The 17,651-nt window shown below is 36.1% G+C and carries 14 protein-coding genes; 2 read left to right on the forward strand and 12 right to left on the reverse strand.

Annotated elements, in window-relative coordinates:
* The first annotated feature begins 42 nt into the window (after window positions 1-42).
* A complete protein-coding gene (porZ, locus tag KXJ69_RS10105; RefSeq protein ID WP_219052990.1) occupies window positions 43-2,319 on the forward strand; it encodes a type IX secretion system anionic LPS delivery protein PorZ in 2,277 nt (758 codons plus the stop codon).
* A gap of 1 nt (window position 2,320) precedes the next feature.
* Entirely contained in the window at window positions 2,321-3,040 is a 720-nt protein-coding gene (gene recO, locus KXJ69_RS10110) for a DNA repair protein RecO (RefSeq protein ID WP_219052991.1), read from the forward strand.
* Here recO and KXJ69_RS10115 read toward each other — a convergent pair.
* From KXJ69_RS10115 to hisG, 12 genes are all read right to left on the reverse strand, one after another.
* On the reverse strand, window positions 3,037-5,604 hold the full coding sequence (locus KXJ69_RS10115; protein ID WP_219052992.1) for a phosphoenolpyruvate carboxylase: 2,568 nt from the start codon (window positions 5,602-5,604) through the stop codon (window positions 3,037-3,039). The two genes, recO and KXJ69_RS10115, sit on opposite strands and share 4 nt — an antisense overlap.
* An 86-nt stretch (window positions 5,605-5,690) precedes the next feature.
* Entirely contained in the window at window positions 5,691-8,096 is a 2,406-nt protein-coding gene (locus tag KXJ69_RS10120) for a TonB-dependent receptor (protein WP_219052993.1), read from the reverse strand.
* Between the two features lie 89 nt (window positions 8,097-8,185).
* Window positions 8,186-8,719 (reverse strand): hypothetical protein, encoded by a 534-nt coding sequence (locus tag KXJ69_RS10125; protein ID WP_219052994.1) that lies wholly within the window; start codon window positions 8,717-8,719, stop codon window positions 8,186-8,188.
* A gap of 56 nt (window positions 8,720-8,775) precedes the next feature.
* Entirely contained in the window at window positions 8,776-10,683 is a 1,908-nt protein-coding gene (gene acs / locus KXJ69_RS10130) for an acetate--CoA ligase (protein WP_219052995.1), read from the reverse strand.
* A gap of 57 nt (window positions 10,684-10,740) precedes the next feature.
* Window positions 10,741-11,328: a bifunctional phosphoribosyl-AMP cyclohydrolase/phosphoribosyl-ATP diphosphatase HisIE gene (gene hisIE / locus KXJ69_RS10135; RefSeq protein ID WP_219052996.1), complete on the reverse strand. Its 588-nt coding sequence runs from the start codon at window positions 11,326-11,328 to the stop codon at window positions 10,741-10,743.
* On the reverse strand, window positions 11,325-12,077 hold the full coding sequence (gene hisF / locus KXJ69_RS10140; RefSeq protein WP_219052997.1) for an imidazole glycerol phosphate synthase subunit HisF: 753 nt from the start codon (window positions 12,075-12,077) through the stop codon (window positions 11,325-11,327). The genes hisIE and hisF overlap by 4 nt, the downstream gene beginning before the upstream one ends.
* Window positions 12,071-12,784, reverse strand: a complete 714-nt coding sequence (gene hisA / locus KXJ69_RS10145; protein WP_219052998.1) for a 1-(5-phosphoribosyl)-5-[(5-phosphoribosylamino)methylideneamino]imidazole-4-carboxamide isomerase — start codon at window positions 12,782-12,784, stop codon at window positions 12,071-12,073. Before hisA ends, hisF begins: the two co-directional genes overlap by 7 nt.
* Entirely contained in the window at window positions 12,781-13,359 is a 579-nt protein-coding gene (gene hisH, locus KXJ69_RS10150) for an imidazole glycerol phosphate synthase subunit HisH (protein ID WP_219052999.1), read from the reverse strand. The genes hisA and hisH overlap by 4 nt, the downstream gene beginning before the upstream one ends.
* Entirely contained in the window at window positions 13,356-14,447 is a 1,092-nt protein-coding gene (gene hisB / locus KXJ69_RS10155) for a bifunctional histidinol-phosphatase/imidazoleglycerol-phosphate dehydratase HisB (RefSeq protein ID WP_219053000.1), read from the reverse strand. The genes hisH and hisB overlap by 4 nt, the downstream gene beginning before the upstream one ends.
* Window positions 14,444-15,466 (reverse strand): histidinol-phosphate transaminase, encoded by a 1,023-nt coding sequence (gene hisC, locus KXJ69_RS10160; protein ID WP_219053001.1) that lies wholly within the window; start codon window positions 15,464-15,466, stop codon window positions 14,444-14,446. Before hisC ends, hisB begins: the two co-directional genes overlap by 4 nt.
* Window positions 15,467-15,470: 4 nt before the next feature.
* Window positions 15,471-16,757 (reverse strand): histidinol dehydrogenase, encoded by a 1,287-nt coding sequence (gene hisD, locus KXJ69_RS10165; RefSeq protein WP_219053002.1) that lies wholly within the window; start codon window positions 16,755-16,757, stop codon window positions 15,471-15,473.
* Window positions 16,757-17,614 (reverse strand): ATP phosphoribosyltransferase, encoded by an 858-nt coding sequence (hisG, locus tag KXJ69_RS10170; protein WP_219053003.1) that lies wholly within the window; start codon window positions 17,612-17,614, stop codon window positions 16,757-16,759. Before hisG ends, hisD begins: the two co-directional genes overlap by 1 nt.
* Between the last annotated feature and the right edge of the window lie 37 nt (window positions 17,615-17,651).

Raw genomic sequence — 17,651 nt, forward strand, 5'->3', positions numbered from 1 at the left:
TAATTTGTTTATCAGTCATAGTTATAGTTTTATAAAAACGAGATGAAACACCTTTCATTTTTCTTACTTTTTTTAATAACATATCTAGGAATAGCTCAAAATTTCGAAGACGAATGGAAAGGGTTTTTTTCTTACGTTTCAGTTAAGTCAATTACTCAAGGTAACGATAAGTTATTCGTTGGAGCTGAAAATGCAGTTTTTTCATTCGACCTTTCTACCCAGGAAATAAAAACTATTTCTACCATAAATGGATTGTCTGGAGAGTTAATTTCAACTGTTTATTACAGTGTGGATTATCGTGTTTTGTTTGTTGGTTATGAAAACGGACTTATTGATGTAGTAATTGAAGGAGAAGAAGATGTGCTAAAAGTGGTTGATATATTGGAAAAGCCTACTATTCCTCCAAATAAAAAGCGGATTAATCAATTTTACGAATATGACGAGCAATTATACATCGCTACAGATTATGGGATTTCGGTGTATGACATTGATAGATTAGAGTTTGGAGACACCTATTTTATAGGAGAGTTGGGAGCTCAAATACAGGTTTCACAAACAACGGTGTTAGAAACCTATATTTATGCCTCTACACAGGACGAAGGACTTAAAAGAGCCCGTATTGATAGTGGAGATTTAATTGATTTTGCAGAATGGCAAAGCATTTCGGGAGGGGCAATGGTAGGAGTCCAAACAGTAGGTGAAAACTTGTTTTTTGCTAGACTTAATAATTTAGTTTTACAGGCTAATGTTGGAGTTGTGGCAACTTTTAACAGCCCTATTGTAGATTTCTATTCAGATGGTGAAACCTTAACAATTACCACTGAAAACTCAATAAATGCATACGATTCTAACTTTAATTTGCTTTCTTCAGTAAACTTTTTAAACAATCTTGATGATGAATTTCAATCAGGAATTTCTCTACTTCAAAATTTTTATATAGGGACGTCAGAAAATGGTCTTTTACGAGTTCCATTTGGGAGTAATCAATATGATCAAATTTTACCAGATGGCCCTATATTAAACAATCCTTTTTCAATTGATGCAAGTCCTGGACAATTATGGGTGACTTTTGGAGATATTACGCAAACTAGCAACCCTTTTCCCTTAGACGAAAGAGGGATAAGTAATTTAAGAGAAGAGACTTGGACAAATATTCCTTTTGAAGATTTATTTGGAGCAACAGATATTGTAAAAGTTATTATAAATCCGAATAACCCCAATGAAGTTTATATGAGCTCCTATATGGAAGGGCTTTTAAAAATTGAAGACCAAACTCCTGTTTTTTTATTTAATGAAACTAATAGCGCTCTTGATGAAGCGATACTACCCCCCAATAATAGTAATGCCGGAATTAGATTGTATGGATCAGAATTTGATCGTGAAGGAAATTTATGGGTAGTTCAATCATTAATAGATGAGGGCATTTTAAAATTGACACCATCTCAACAAATTCAAAAAGTAGATATTTCAGATATCATTGAGCCACTAGAGGAGCAGGCTCTAAGGGCACTTGATATTAGTAGAGAAGGACATATTTTTATAGCTACTACAAATAACGGTGTAATTGGGTATAATACTTCCACAAATACCTTCAATAAAATTGGAGAGGGACTCGGGCAAGGAAATTTACCCCGAGAAAATGTGAAGGCTGTTAAATTTGATGCGTCAAATAGGTTATGGATAGGTACAACAAAAGGGTTAAGAGTTTTATTTAATGTAGGAGGGTTTTTTGATGCTGGAACTAATATAGACGCTCAACAAATTATTATTTTGGATGATGGAGTGCCACAGGAATTGTTGTTTGAGCAAACCATTACCGATATTGAGGTAGATGGATCCAATAATAAATGGATTGCGACTTCAACGTCTGGAGTGTTTTATCTTTCTGCAAATGGGCAAGAAACGCTTTTGCGCTTTACAAAAAGTAATTCTCCTTTGCCATCCAATAATGTTCAGGATATTGCCATTGACGATTCAACTGGGCGTGTATACTTTGCTACTGTAAATGGATTGGTTGCTTTTGAAGGAACCTCCACAGCCCCTCGTGATAACCTAGAAAATGTGTATGCTTTTCCCAATCCTGTACGTCCTGGTTTTACAGGGAATGTTACCATCGATGGTCTTACAGCAGATGCCAATGTAAAAATTACCGATATTGAAGGAAACCTTGTTTTTGAAACTACGAGCCAAGGAGGAAGCGTTCTTTGGGATACTTCAGCTTTTGGAAAATACAAAGTAGCCTCTGGGGTGTATATGGTTTTAATTACATCAGACGACCAACTGGAAACCAAAGTAACCAAAATAATGGTGATACGATAGTATGCAAGTTTCTTCAAGAGCATTGGTTTTTTCGTCTTTAAAATATGCCGAAGCCGATTTAATTGTCTCTTGTTTTACTGAAAAATTTGGACTTAAAAGCTACCTTCTTCGTGGAATTTTAAAATCAAAAAGGGGAAAGTTACGTACGTCGATGTTTCAACCCCTTTCGTTACTTCAGATAGAGGCGTACCACAAAGACAAAGGAAGTTTAGAACGAATAAATGAAGCAAAAGTAATTTTACCCTACAAAACGCTTCATACCGAAGTGGTAAAAACCTCTTTATTGTTGTTTCTTTCTGAAATTTTAAAAAACTCGGTTAAGGAGGAGGAGGCGAATCCGTCCCTTTTTCAGTTTATCGAAAATTCATTAAAATGGCTTGATATAAATGAAAAAATTGCCAATTTCCATTTGCTTTTTCTCTTAAAATTGACAAATTTTCTAGGGTTTTATCCAGACTTTTCAGAAAATAATGCACCTTATTTTAATTTAATGGAAGGCAACTTTCAGCAGCATTCTTTAGGGCAATTTTGTGAGGAAGGAGAAGCTATTGTAGCATTAATACAGCTTGATAAATGCGAGTTTAAATATCTTTCGGAATTAAGCATACCAAAAAGTGTTCGTTTAAAAACTTTAGATTTATTATTGAAATATTATCAACTTCACATTCAGGGTTACAAGGCGCCAAAATCACTTCCCGTACTTACCCAACTTTTTCATTAGGCGCTATTTCTAGCAGCATTAATATTTCCGAATAGAGATCGTGTCACCATTTTCTCATAGGTTTCAATAAGCTTTGGGTCTCCATTTTCTTTTTTCAAATTTTGAATTTCTCGCAATGCGTATTGCTGTATAGTCAATAAAGGAAGTACTATTTTCTCTCTTACCGCGATAGAAGCTCTCATGGCCTTGCTATCCTCCATAAGCTCCTCGTATCCTGTGACTTTTAATAGTAGTTTTTTACTGCGCTCATATTCGTTAAAAACAAGCTCCCAAAAACTTCCAAATTCTGGATCATCTTTCATATAAGCAGTTAATGGAAAGAACGATTTTGTTAGACTCATCATACTATTTTCAAGTAAGGTTCTAAAAAAAGCCGAGTTAATGTATAAAGATTCAACTTTTTCAAATTCACCATTTTTTAGATAGGTTTCTAATGCGATTCCTACCCCATAAAATCCAGGCACGTTTTGTTTTAACTGACTCCAACTTCCCACAAAAGGAATGGCTCTAAGGTCGCTAAAGACTAGTTCATTCCCTTTCCCCCTTTTTGAAGGACGACTTCCAATATTGGTTTTTGCATAGTACTTAAGGGTGCTCATTTGCTCGAGATAAGGTAAAAACTTGGGGTGATTTTTAAAATCTTTATAGGCTTCATAGCTTAAAGTGGCTAATTGCTCCATCGTTTTCCTGTCCTCGATCGAAAGAACTTTCTTTTCATCACTAAAAATTTCGTTGGAAATTCCAGAACTCAACAATTGCTCAATATTATATTGGCAAGAATCTATTGTTCCAAAATTGGAGCTAATCGTTTGCCCTTGAATAGTGAGTTGTACCTCTTCATGCTCAATAGTATTCCCTAAAGATGCATAAAACTGATGTGTTTTTCCACCCCCTCGAGCTGGAGGACCTCCACGCCCATCAAAGAAAATAGCTGTAATACCATATTCTCTAGAAATCTCTGTGAGTCGTTCTTTGGCTGTAAATATACCCCAGTTGGCCATGAGGTAACCGCCGTCTTTGGTACCATCGCTAAACCCCAACATGATAGACTGCTTGTTGTTTCTTCTCTTTAAATGCTTGGCATAACTTGGGTTTGTATATAATGTTTCCATGACTTGGTCTGCCACCTGTAAATCGTCCACGGTTTCAAATAATGGAATAACATCCACCGTAGGATTTTGCCAATCGCAAAGGCGAATCATTGCAAAGGCCTCTAAAACATTTACCACACTTCCATTGTTACTAATGATATATCTATTACAGCCTTGCTCTCCATTAAATTTCTGAATATCTTTCATGGCATACATAGACTCTAAGGTCTTTTGAGCCACCTCATCTTTTAAAGATTTTGGATTAATCTTTCCTTGTAGGTTACTTAATTCTGAAATTTTTTCAGCATCACTTAAGGCATCATATTTTTTACTGAATAGATTGGGATAATCTTCCGAAATAGCATTCATAACACTCGTATGCACACGCGAATCTTGACGAATATCGAGAGAAGCAAAATACAAGCCAAATAGGGTAACTTTATTGATTAAATCGTCTATTAATTCTTTAAAAAGGGATTGATGCTTTTCTACTAATACCTCTCTAATTTCGGTAAGGCCATTCAAAATTTCTTGGGCAGTAATAGTGGCTTTGTTGGGAGGTCGATTCATGTTCTCAAACAATCTTGTTTCCAGAGCAATTAACAGGTTTTCAGCTCCCTCAAATGTAATTCTACGGCGAAGCTTTCTAATGTCTTTATGATAATTTTTCAGAATAGTTTGCCGAAGCCTTTCGGCTACTTGTAGTGTAATTTCAGTTGTTACATATGGATTACCATCGCGATCTCCTCCGGGCCAAAACCCTAAATTAATCACTTGATTTTGAAGTGGTTCTCCTTCAAAAATATTATTCTGGATGTAGTCATAAATAGTACTAACAGATTGGTAAAAAACATTTTCCAAATACCAGATTAGGCTTACGGCTTCATCAAAAGGGGTAGGTTTCGTTTTTTTGAAAAAAGGAGTTTTTCCTAATTGAGCCAATAGAAGTTTTATTTGTTCTATTTGATTTTTTTCAATGGCCCTTGCCAAATCAGTAATAATTCCTAATACAGAACCAGGGTAAAATTGGGTGGGATGTGCTGTTAAAACCGTTCTAACTTTAAAGTGTTGAAGATACTTTTTAAGTGCCTCCTTTTTGCTTTTATCCTCGGCTTCTTCTTTGATATTTCGAAGTGTTCCACGACCATCCATGTTATTAATAATGGTGAATGTTGCTTCCTCAATAGCGTCGAATAATACAACTTGCCTTTCGATGTATTGAATAAATCGAAACAATAAATTTATTTGCTCTTCGTCTGAAGGATTATTGCGGTACTGCTTAAAAAAAGAGGCAACAATTTCACTTGGATTTTTATGATCTGCAAATCCATTTTCACAAATTTCCTGAAACAAAGGCAACAAGACTCCTGTTTTGGTGATAGTGTCGAACGGAAGGGTCATAAAAATACTGTTGTACACTTGGTACTTAGACAGCACATGTTGTTGAAATCGTTCTTCTTTTGTATGTCGCATAGCTCTTTTTTTTCAATATTAAAGGTACTGAATAAAGAGATTAAAAAAAACCCGTCAAACTATATTGACGGGTTTTTAATTTATTTTTAAAATGCGGCCCTTAAGGACAGAATAAAATTTCGCCCTGCACCCGAGATTCCGGAACTATAGGGTCTATATCGTCTATCGGTAATATTTTCCAATCCACCATTTACCGAAATTTTATCGGTAAGTTGATATTGGGCTTTAAAGTTTAATGTGTACCATCCTGGCGCATAGGGATTGCCATCATCATTTATAGCATAAATTTCGGTTTTCCCTTTTTCTTCTTCGGCTAAATCTTCAAATTTTACCTCACCACTATAGTCAACATACATTTGCATGTTTAACTTTTGTGTCTTGAAATTTAGACGAGAGACTCCAAACCACGGAGCCGCGTGACGAGAAGGGCTTGTGGTGCCATCATCCAATTCTTCTTCTCCTTTTTGAAAGTTAAAATCTGAAGAAAACCCAAATCCTTTAGGTAGTTTTATTTCAAGACCCGCCTGAATTCCATAGACTTTTGCTTCGGCAGCATTTTGAATGGCTTGTACTTGGCTAAGTTCGCCATTATATACAATACTGTCTTGTCCGTTTAATTTAAAGTCTCTACGAACCAAAGCGTTTTTTAAAAGGGTGTAATATGCAGACACATCTACTTTTACACTTTTGCCAAATACCTTTGCAATTCCAACATCTCCATTATAGGCATATTCTGCCTCTAAATCTGGATTAGGGACTACTACAGAGCCAGGTTCAGAATCAAACACCTTTCCCATATCATCCACATTTGGGGCTCTAAAAGCCGTTGCTGCATTCGCACTAATTACCCAGTCTTTACTAGGTCTGTAAACCATTCCTAAATTTCCAGTGATTGAGCCGTTATCTAAACTTGCCGTTTCAAAAGGGAAGAGATAAAAGGTGGTGTCAAACTCTGCATCTAAGGTATTATGGTTGTAACGCACACCACCTTGAACCATAAATTTTTCACTAACTGTAAATTGATTTGAAAGATAAGCAGCATACGACGCCCAAGTAGCGTAAGGATAGCGTGATGGCCCCAATGTTGTGACTCCAGTATTGATATTGGTTATAGAACCATTGGAACGAACATCGTTGTGTACAATTTCCAATCCATAAAACAATTGATTGCGTTCACCTAAAGATTTTGTAAAATCCAAATTTCCAGAGTATGCATATACTTTTTCGGTTTGGGTTTCTCGGTTACTATCGTTAAAATTTCTACTAATTCTACTCTCATCAAAATTTTGAATAGCCAATCGCAATGCCATTTCATCAAACAAAGAGTTGTTGGCATTGTGAATAATGTTTAGATTATTCATCATCCAAATTTGTGGGCCATAGTCCCACTCACCGTATCTGGGCAAGCCATTTCTAGTACGTTGGTGACGATCATACCTACCGTAAGCTGAGGTTTCAGAATAATGAAAACCATATTGGAAATCCCATGCATCATTTGGCTTAAAACGCAATTTTTGCATCATATTTATTTGACTAAAGCCAGAGGGTGTTTGCACTCGAGGGTCTTTATTGGTAATAACAACATCCATACTATCTTGTCGCTGTACATAAAAAGGTCGTAAAAACTCATCAGGACCTACACTTCCTTGTTTTAAATCTCCATATTCTGTGGCAGTGATACTGGATATAAACGCCCATTTTTTCCAACCCACATTAACATCAAAATGACCTGTTTTTTCATTATTGGCAGATGCGTATCGAGTGACTGCTTTTCCAGAAATATAGATTTTTTCATCGGCAGAAAATTCTGGCACAAGTGTTTGAAAACTCATCACACCTCCAATGGCATCACTTCCGTAAATAACAGCGTCGGGACCAAAAAGCACCTCTGTACGTTCCATGGCAAAAGCATCCAGTGATATTACATTTTGGAGGTTACCACTTCTAAAAATGGCTGTGTTCATTCTCACACCATCCACTGTATAAAGTAATCGATTGGTCGCAAATCCACGTATCATGGGGCTTCCTCCACCTTGCTGACTTTTTTGAATAAACACTTTCCCAGAAACTCCTAATAAGTCGGCAGCTGTTTGTGGGTTTTGCAAGGCAATAGTATTTGGTGAAATAGAAACCACTTTCGATGGAATTTTAGAACTAGATTGATTCCATCTAGTAGCCGAAATAACTACCTGATCAATACTTATGTTTGAAAGGGATAATTGTATTTTAAAATTACTGGATTTTAATTCTGTATAAGATTTAAATAGGGTTTCATACCCCAAAGTTCTTATTTCTATTTTTTCTGAACTTTCAAAACTAGAAATGTCTGCTTGTCCTTCAGCATTTGTGGTTACAAAGGCTTTAGGCGAATTACTCATGAGAGTGACTAAATCTAGTGGTTGTCCAGAATCTTCATCTGTTATAGTAATAACTTGGGAGAAAATAGCTTGTGACACTAATAGAAATCCCCCAAGAATGAATAGTTTTTTCATTGTTTGGTTTTTCGTTTAACAAATAGATTTGTGTACGATTTTTTAAATCGCACAAAAATTATGCTCAAAATGAAAGAGGCAGGTATTTATTAAACAAAAAGAGGAGGAGGGACTTGAGGAATTGGTGATAAAGAGTTGTAAATAAGGTTGTAATAGTATATTTTTCTCTTAGGTGTTAAAGCAAAAATAGCGGATTTCCAGGCTTCAGATGGTTTAAAAATGAGTGTTTGATTAAATAATTTAATCTGAATTTGTTTCTGTTGTTGTGTAGAATCATTCCCAAAGGCCGAAGCTACTAATTTATCTAATTTTTTGTAAAGAGACGTTTCTCTATGATCTTTCCAACACCAAAAATAATACGTGTTGTTTTCAACCTTTTGTTTTACAATATCGTACATGATACCTTCAAAGGAAAATTCCATTTCATGTTTCCATGTAAGTAGCGTTTGTGTTTCTTCTTTTGAAATAATTAATAAAGTAAGTTCACTTTCATTTACTCCAGCGATCAATTGTTTTTTAACTTCTTTTCGAATTTCTTTTTGCTGGAATTTAAACCAAATAAAAGTCCCAACCGATGGAAGTAACAGTGAAAATAGCAGAAATAGCGAAATGAATTTCTTCAAAATTTGGGTTGGTTTTTGGCAAATGTAATTAAATTTTAATGTTCATTTCCCAAAAATCACAATGCATTTTCTATAATTTCTTGAACCACTTCGGGGTTTAATAATGTACTGGTATCTCCCAGATTTGAAGTTTCTTTATGTGCAATTTTCCGAAGGATTCTACGCATAATTTTACCGCTCCGTGTTTTGGGCAGTCCAGAGGTAAACTGAATTTTATCCAGTTTGGCAATTGGCCCAATTTTCTCGGTTATGAGTTGATTAATTTCTTTACGAAGGTTACCATGATTTCGTGTTTCTCCTGTTTCTTTTAAAATCACATAGCCGTACAGTGCATTTCCTTTTACATCATGAGGGAAGCCAACAATAGCACTTTCGGCCACCGCAGGGTGTTCATTGATAGCATCTTCAATGGGAGCGGTCCCTAAATTGTGTCCCGAAACTATAATGACATCATCAACTCTCCCGGTAATTCTGTAGTAACCAGTATTGTCTCGCAAGGCTCCATCACCCGTAAAGTACTTGTTTTCAAAAGTTGAAAAATAGGTGTCTTTATACCGTTGATGATTTCCCCAAATGGTTCGAGCCATAGAAGGCCAGGGGAATTTAACACAAAGTCTTCCATTAGCAGGATTTCCTTTTATTTCTTCTCCTGTTTCATCCATTAGGCAAGGCTGAATTCCAGGAAATGGTAAAGTAGCAAACGTTGGAATAGTTGGTGTAACAAAAGGGATGGGTGAAATCATAATACCACCAGTTTCAGTTTGCCACCAAGTATCAACAATGGGAGTGTTTCCTTTTCCAATTATATCATCGTACCAATGCCAAGCTTCTTCATTTATAGGTTCTCCCACCGTACCCAGAACCTTTAAGCTTGAAAGGTCATACTTTTCAACAAAACTCAAATTTTCTTTTGCCAATGCCCTAATCGCTGTTGGGGCTGTATAAAACTGATTCACTTTGTGTTTTTCCACAATTTGCCAAAATCGCCCCCAATCGGGATAATTGGGAACACCTTCAAACATAACAGTTGTGGCACCGTTTGCTAATGGCCCATATAAAATATAACTATGACCCGTAATCCAACCAATATCTGCAGTACACCAATACACATCTTCTTCACGATATTGAAAAACATTTTTAAAGGTATAGGCAATGTAAACCATATATCCAGCTGTGGTATGCATCATTCCTTTAGGCATTCCTGTGGAGCCCGAAGTATACAAAATGAATAAAGGATCTTCTGCATCCATCACTTCAATAGCACAGTCTTTGTAAGCAGCTTCAATTAATGGTTCGAGCCAAAAATCGCGACCTTCTTTCATCTCAATTTCAGAATGTGTTCGTTGTGCTACTAAAACTGTTTCTACACAAGGCGCATCTTTTAAAGCTTCGTCGACAATTACTTTTAAATCGATAGTTTTATTTCCTCGGAAAGATCCATCACTTGTAATCACCATATTACATTCGCAATCGTTAATTCTGGTGCGCAATGCAGTGGCTGAAAAACCTGCAAAAACAACACTATGTATAGCCCCAATACGAGCACATGCTAGAACCGAAATAGCCAATTCGGGAATCATGGGTAAGTAAATACATACGCGGTCTCCTTTTTTTATTCCTTTTTCCTTTAAAACGTTGGCAAACTGACATACCCTCTGGTGTAACTGTTTGTAAGTTATATGTTGTGTTTTTTCTTCTGGATTGTTGGGCTCAAAAATGAGAGCTGTTTTGTTACCGCGAGTGGGAAGGTGCCTATCGATACAATTTTCGGTGATATTGAGTTGGGCGCCTTGAAACCAAGTTACTTTGGGTTTACTAAAATCCCAATCGAGTACTTTATTCCAACGTTTTCTCCAAATAAAATTTTCTTCGGCGATTTCTTCCCAAAAAGTCTCTGGGTCGCGAATACTTTTTCGATATACTTGAAAATACTCCTCTAAACTTTTAATGTGATACTGACTCATGAAAGCAAATTTGAAACCGAAAAGTTACAAATTTTCAGCCACTCAGAACACAGCTGTCTATTTACTTCTCGATTTCAAAATACTTTCAATTTCTTCAAAAGAAGTTTCCTTTACTTTCAATAACAACAAAAGATGGTATAACAAGTCCGCAGCTTCATTTTTAAAAAGTTCAGAATTAGAATCCTTCGATTCTATGATTAATTCTACAGCTTCTTCACCTACTTTTTGAGCTACTTTGTTAATACCTTTTTTTGCCAATTGATAGGTGTATGAATTTTCATTTTTATTACTAATTCTTTCGGTAATGGTATCCTCTAAATCATAAATAAAACCTTTTGACCTTGCTTCTCCAAAACAGCTCATTGTGCCTTTGTGACAAGTGGGGCCAGTAGGCAGAACCTTGATTAAAATGGTGTCTTTATCACAATCAACGTGTATTTTTTTTACAATAAGCTTATTATTGGAAGTTTCTCCTTTGGTCCATAACCGCTGTTTGCTTCGGCTAAAAAAAGTAACCAAGCCTGTTTTCCTTGTTTGCTGAAAAGCTTCTTCATTCATATAACCCAACATCAAAACTTGAAGCGTATTTACCTGCTGAATGATTACTGGAACTAATCCATTGCCTTTTTCAAAATTTATATTCATCGTACTGGAATTTTATCTTTTCTTAATTGATTTTTTAAAGTGGAAATTTCAATTTCTTTAAAATGAAATATACTTGCTGCAAGCGCCCCTGTAACTTTTGTTTTTTTGAAAACTTCTGAAAAATCTTCAATACTCCCTGCTCCTCCCGAAGCGATGACAGGGACATTAACCGTTTCAGATATGATGTTTAATAATCGTGTGTCAAACCCTTTTTTAGTTCCGTCAAAACCCATGGACGTAAGAAGAATTTCACCAGCCCCAAGCGCGACCCCTTTTTTTACCCATTCCAGAGTTTTATGAGATGTTTCTACCTTTCCACCTTGTATAAAAACGAGATCGTTTGCTCCTATTTCTTTTGAGTCTATTGCCAATACAACACATTGACTTCCAAAAGTTTCCGAAATTTCTTTTAGTAAGATTGGATTTTTTACGGCGGCACTATTAATAGAAACTTTATCGGCTCCCGCTTGTAACAATACCGAAACATCTTCAACCGATTTAATACCACCCCCAACTGTAAATGGAATACTCAATAAGGAAGACAAATCTTTCACGAGTGGGACTAATGTAGAACGTCTTTCTTCAGAAGCGGAAATATCCAGGAAAACGAGTTCATCGGCACCTTCTTCTTGATATCGTTTTGCAAGTTCCGCTGGATCACCTGCATCCCTTAACCCTTCAAAATTAATTCCTTTAACCGTGCGACCATTTTTAATATCCAAACAAGGAATGATTCTTTTTTTTAGCATAATTCCTTCAATTGTTTGAGTGTTATTTTTCCTTCATAAATGGCCTTCCCTACAATGGCTCCATCGCATCCTAAACCTATTAGTTTTTCTAAATCTTCTATAGAGGAAACACCTCCACTTGCAATAAGTTTTACTTTTGTTTTTTGAAGAATCTCACGATACAAATTCAATGAAGGTCCACGAAGCATTCCATCTTTGTCAATATCGGTACAAATCACTTGTTGAACACCCTTTTCTTCATACTCTTGAATAAACTCCAAAACATCCCAAGTCGATTTCTCAAGCCATCCGAAGGTGGCTATTTTTCGATTTTTGCAATCGGCACCAAGGATAATTTTTTCGCTCCCAAAGGTTTTAATCCATTGTTCAAAAACGTCTGGTTTTGAGACGGCAATACTTCCTCCGGTAATTTGGGATGCACCACAATCAAAGGCCATTTTAACATCGGCATCGCTTTTAAGACCCCCTCCAAAATCTATTTTTAATTGAGTTTGTGAAGCTAGTTTTTCGAGTATTTTATGATTTACAATTTGTTTTGATTTAGCCCCTTCAAGATCTACTAAATGTAAGTATTGAATGCCAGCATTTTCAAATTGCTTGGCTACCTCCAGTGGGTTTTCATTGTATATTTTTTGTGTAGTATAATCTCCTTTACTAAGGCGAACACATTTTCCTTCAATAATATCTATTGCGGGTATAATTCTCATAATTCTAAAAAGTTTTTTAATACAGTTTCCCCTATTGAATCCGATTTTTCAGGGTGAAATTGTGTCGCGAAAAAATTATCTTTTTCTAAGGTGGCACTAAATGGAAGGATATAATTACATACCGATTTTGTGTCTTTGGAAATGGTTGCATAATAGCTATGAACGTAATAGAAATCCTGAAGCGGTTTTATGCCCTGCATAAGTGTTCCCTGTACTTTGGAGAAATTGTTCCAACCCATATGCGGAATAATATCTTGAGGCGGAAATAATTTTACGATACTTTCAAAAATTCCCAGACAAGGAGTGTTCCCCTCCTCACTGCGCTTGCACAAAAGTTGAAGCCCAAGGCAAATACCCAATACGGGTTGCTTCAAGGTAGGTATAAAAGAATCGAGCCCATTTTCTATTAAAAATTTCATTGCAGAACGAGCTTCACCAACACCAGGAATAATAACTTTTTCTGCCTTTAAAAGCTCGTCTCGATTGAGGGTAATAATAGAAGCATAGCCCAAGCGATTTAAAGCATTTTGCACCGATTTTATATTTCCAGCATTATAATCTAAAATGGCTATCATAGGATTCCTTTGGTGCTTGGGATGTTGTAATTTTCATTTTTTTGAACCGCCATTTTCAATGCTTTTGCAAACGCTTTAAAAATGGATTCAATTTTGTGATGTTCATTATCACCTTCGGCTTTAATGTTGAGGTTGCATTTGGCTGTATCTGTAAATGATTTGAAAAAGTGGAAAAATAATTCGGTAGGTACATCACCAATTTTCTCTCTTTTAAATGTTGCGTCCCAAACCAACCAAGATCTTCCTCCAAAATCTAAAGCTATTTGTGCCAAACAATCATCCATAGGGAGTAAAAATCCATAGCGTTCTATGGCTTTTTTTGAACCCAATGCTTCCAAGAAGGCCTCCCCAAGTGTTAAGGCAGTGTCTTCTATGGTGTGGTGTTCGTCAATTTCAAGGTCACCATTCACCTTTATTTGTAGGTCAATAGATCCATGCTTAGCGATTTGCTCCAACATGTGATCAAAAAAGCCTAAACCAGTTTTTATACTATTCTTGCCTGTTCCATCTAGATTCAATGCAACTTCAATTTGTGTTTCTTTTGTGTTTCTTTTAACGAATGCCGTCCTGGGCTTCGCTTTCAAAAACCGATAAATTTCTTCCCAACTTTTTGTTGCTAGTGCTGTAGCTCTTGCACACTTTTCTCCAAGAAATATGCCTTGTGCTCCCAGATTTTCAGCCAATTCCACATCGGTTTCTCGATCGCCAATGGCAAACGAATTCTTTAAATCGTAATTTCCAAATAGATACTTCTGCAAAAGCCCTGTTTTAGGTTTACGGGTAGGAGCGTTATCCTCGGGGAAAGATTTATCTATTAAAATTTCTTTAAATAGTATCCCTTCATTTTTAAATGTTTCTAGCATTTTGTTGTGTGCGGGCCAGAAGGTTTCTTCAGGAAAAGAGGCTGTTCCCAAACCGTCTTGATTGGTAATCATCACCAGTTCATAATCCAATTCTTTTACAATTCTGGATAACCATTGAAACACCTCTGGGTAAAACTCTAAAACCTCCAAACTATCAATTTGCTCGGTGATGGGGGGTTCTATAATTAGTGTGCCGTCTCGGTCTATAAATAGTACTTTTTTCATTGCGTAATTTTTTGGAGGGATTCGATTAATTTTTTGTTTTCGGAAGGGCTTCCAATAGTAATTCTTAAGGCATTTTTTATTTGTGAACTTCGATTGCGAACAATAATTTTTTCAGATTTTAATTTTGTATAAACGTCGTCTGCATTTTCAATTTGAATCAATAAAAAATTGGTTTCTGAAGGAAAGATGCGGAAAATGCCTTTAATTTTTGAAAGCGCCACTTTAATTTTATCTTTTTCAGAAAGAATTTCTGCTTTGTTGTTTTCGTAAAATGATTTGTTTTTAAGGGCTTTGACAGCTAATTGCTGATTTACTTCACTAATGTTATAGGGAGGCTTTATCTTATTGAGATAGTGTATGATTTGATCATTTGCAAAGGCAAAGCCAATACGTAATCCTGCTTGCCCCCAAGCTTTACTTAGGGTTTGTAAAACCACAAGATTTGCGTATTTATCTAAAATAGTTAGGGAAGATTTCTCTTTTGTAAAGTCAATATAAGCTTCATCCACTACCACGATTCCGTTGAAATTTTCTAGGATAATTTGTACAGTTTTTAAAGGAATAGAATTGCCTGTAGGATTGTTTGGGGAGCAAATAAAAATAAGCTTTAAAAACGGGTCAACTAAACTATTCTTGAGGGCTAATTGATCTATTTCAAAGGATTGGTTCAAAGGAATTTCTAATAATTCTACGTCATTTATTGCCGCCGAGACTTTATACATGCCATAGGTTGGTGTAAACGTGAGCGCTTTGTCTTTCCCTGGATTACAAAAAATTCGAAATAAAAGATCTATCGCTTCATCACTACCATTTCCTACAAAAATATTTTCTATAGGTATTTTTTTAATTTTTGAAACCTCTTCTTTTAATTGATTTTGATACGGATCTGGATACCGATTATAGGCTCCAAAAGGATTTTCGTTGGCATCTAGGAAAACTCCTTCTTCCCCAGAAAATTCATCTCTTGCACTGGAATAGGGCTGAAGGGCTTGTATGTTTTTCCTTATTAATTGATTCATATTATTACGATTTTAAGGCATTTAAACGTATTGTTACGGCATTTTTATGGGCATCTAATCCTTCGGCGGCAGCCATAATTTCTATAACTGGGCCTATTTTTTGAATCCCTTTTTTGGTGATTTTCTGAAAGGTGATTTTTTTACAAAAACTATCCACCGAAACACCACTATAATTTTTTGCATACCCATTAGTGGGTAATGTATGGTTGGTTCCAGAGGCATAATCACCGGCACTTTCACAGCTATAATTTCCTAGAAAAACCGATCCTGCATTTATGATACTATCGGAATATCTTTCGGCATTTTTTGAAGCCACGATAAGATGTTCTGGAGCATATTCATTACTAAATTGAAAGCATTCTTCCATTTTTTTAAAAACCACCGAAAAACTATTTTCTAATGCCTTTTTTGCTATTTCTTTTCGAGGAAATTTTTCGAGTTGAAAGGCTACCATGGTTATTATTTTTTCAATAATGGCTTCATCATTGCTAAGCAAAACCACCTGACTATCTTCACCGTGTTCGGCTTGGGAAAGTAAATCGGCAGCAACAAAGCTAGGATCACAAGAACGGTCTGCAATTACTAAAACCTCACTGGGGCCCGCTGGCATATCGATGGTAATTCCTGTTTGCTGGACAAGTTGTTTGGCTTTCGTGACATACTGATTTCCGGGGCCAAAAATTTTATATGCCTTAGGAATGCTTTCGGTGCCAAATGCCATAGCGGCGATGGCTTGTGCACCTCCCACTTTTACTATCTTTTTTATACCCACCAATTGGGCAGTGAATAAAATTTCCGGAGCAATAGTACCGTCTTTTCTGGGAGGTGTACACAAAACAATTTCTTTACACCCAACTAATTTTGCAGGAATACCTAACATTAAAATGGTTGAAAAAAGAGGGGCGGTTCCTCCAGGGATATAAAGTCCAACTTTTTCGATGGCTACAGATTTTCGCCAGCAAGTCACTCCTTGACGGGTTTTCACTTTTTCTTCTTTAATGAGTTGTGATTCGTGAAATCTTTTAATATTGGTTTTTGCCTTTTTTATAGCTTTTTTTAATACAGTTGGAACACTAATAGCCGCTTCTTGCATTTCAGCTGGTGTAACAATTAAAGAATCGAGCTTACATCCTTCAAATTTTTCAGCAAATTCAAGTAAAGCACTATCGCCTTCCTTTTTTACCTTTTCGAGAATTTGAGCCACTTTGCTTTCAATTTCTTCTGTTTCCACTTGGGGTCGTTCACAAAGGGAAATCCAAGTATTTTTTGGGGGATTGGTATATTTTTCCATTACAAAATGATTTTTTCTATAGGAGCGATGAGAATTCCTTCGGCACCTGCATTTTTTAATTCGTCAATGACTTCCCAAAATTGAGTTTCGTCAATAACTGAGTGTAGAGAGCTCCAACCTTCTATGGCTAAGGGGAGAATGGTTGGGGATTTCATAACAGGAAGAATTTGGCTCACGGCTTCAATTTTATTATTGGGGACATTCATTAGAATGTATTTTTTGTTTTTCGCTTCGAGCACTGCTTTAATTCGAAAAACAAGTTTATTAAGTATAGCTTCTTTTGCCGAAGGTAATTTTTGTGATTTTGCCAAAACGGCTTCAGAAAATAAAATGGTTTCAACTTCTCTCAACCCATTTTTAAAGAGGGTAGATCCCGAACTCACAATGTCACAAATGGCATCTGCCAATCCTATGTTAGGAGCAATTTCAACAGATCCTGAGATTAAATGAATTTCTGCTGAAAGCCCTTTTTTGTCCAGATAGTTTTGAAGCGTATTGGGATAGGAAGTAGCAATTTTTTTCCCATTTAAAAACTGTAGGGTATATGCTGAAATCTCTTTTGGGACTGCTATAGAAACGCGACATTTTGAAAAGCCAAGTTTCTCTATAATCTCAATTTGTTTTTGTTTTTCTAATAACAGATTTTCACCTACTATGGCAATATCTGCGACGCCATCTTCCAAATATTGTGGGATATCGCTATTGCGTAAATATAAAATCTCAAGAGGAAAATTTTGTGCCGTGACTTTAAGTTGGTCATTTCCGTTTTCGACATTAATTCCACAATCTTTTAATAATTGAAGCGACTGGTCGTGCAATCTTCCGCTTTTTTGAATAGCTATTTTTAAAATGCTCATTTTATTTTTATTACTGTCTGAGCATACCGAAAGGAAA

Origin of the sequence: Halomarinibacterium sedimenti, assembly GCF_019312585.1 — a bacterium.
GTDB lineage: Bacteria > Bacteroidota > Bacteroidia > Flavobacteriales > Flavobacteriaceae > Halomarinibacterium > Halomarinibacterium sedimenti.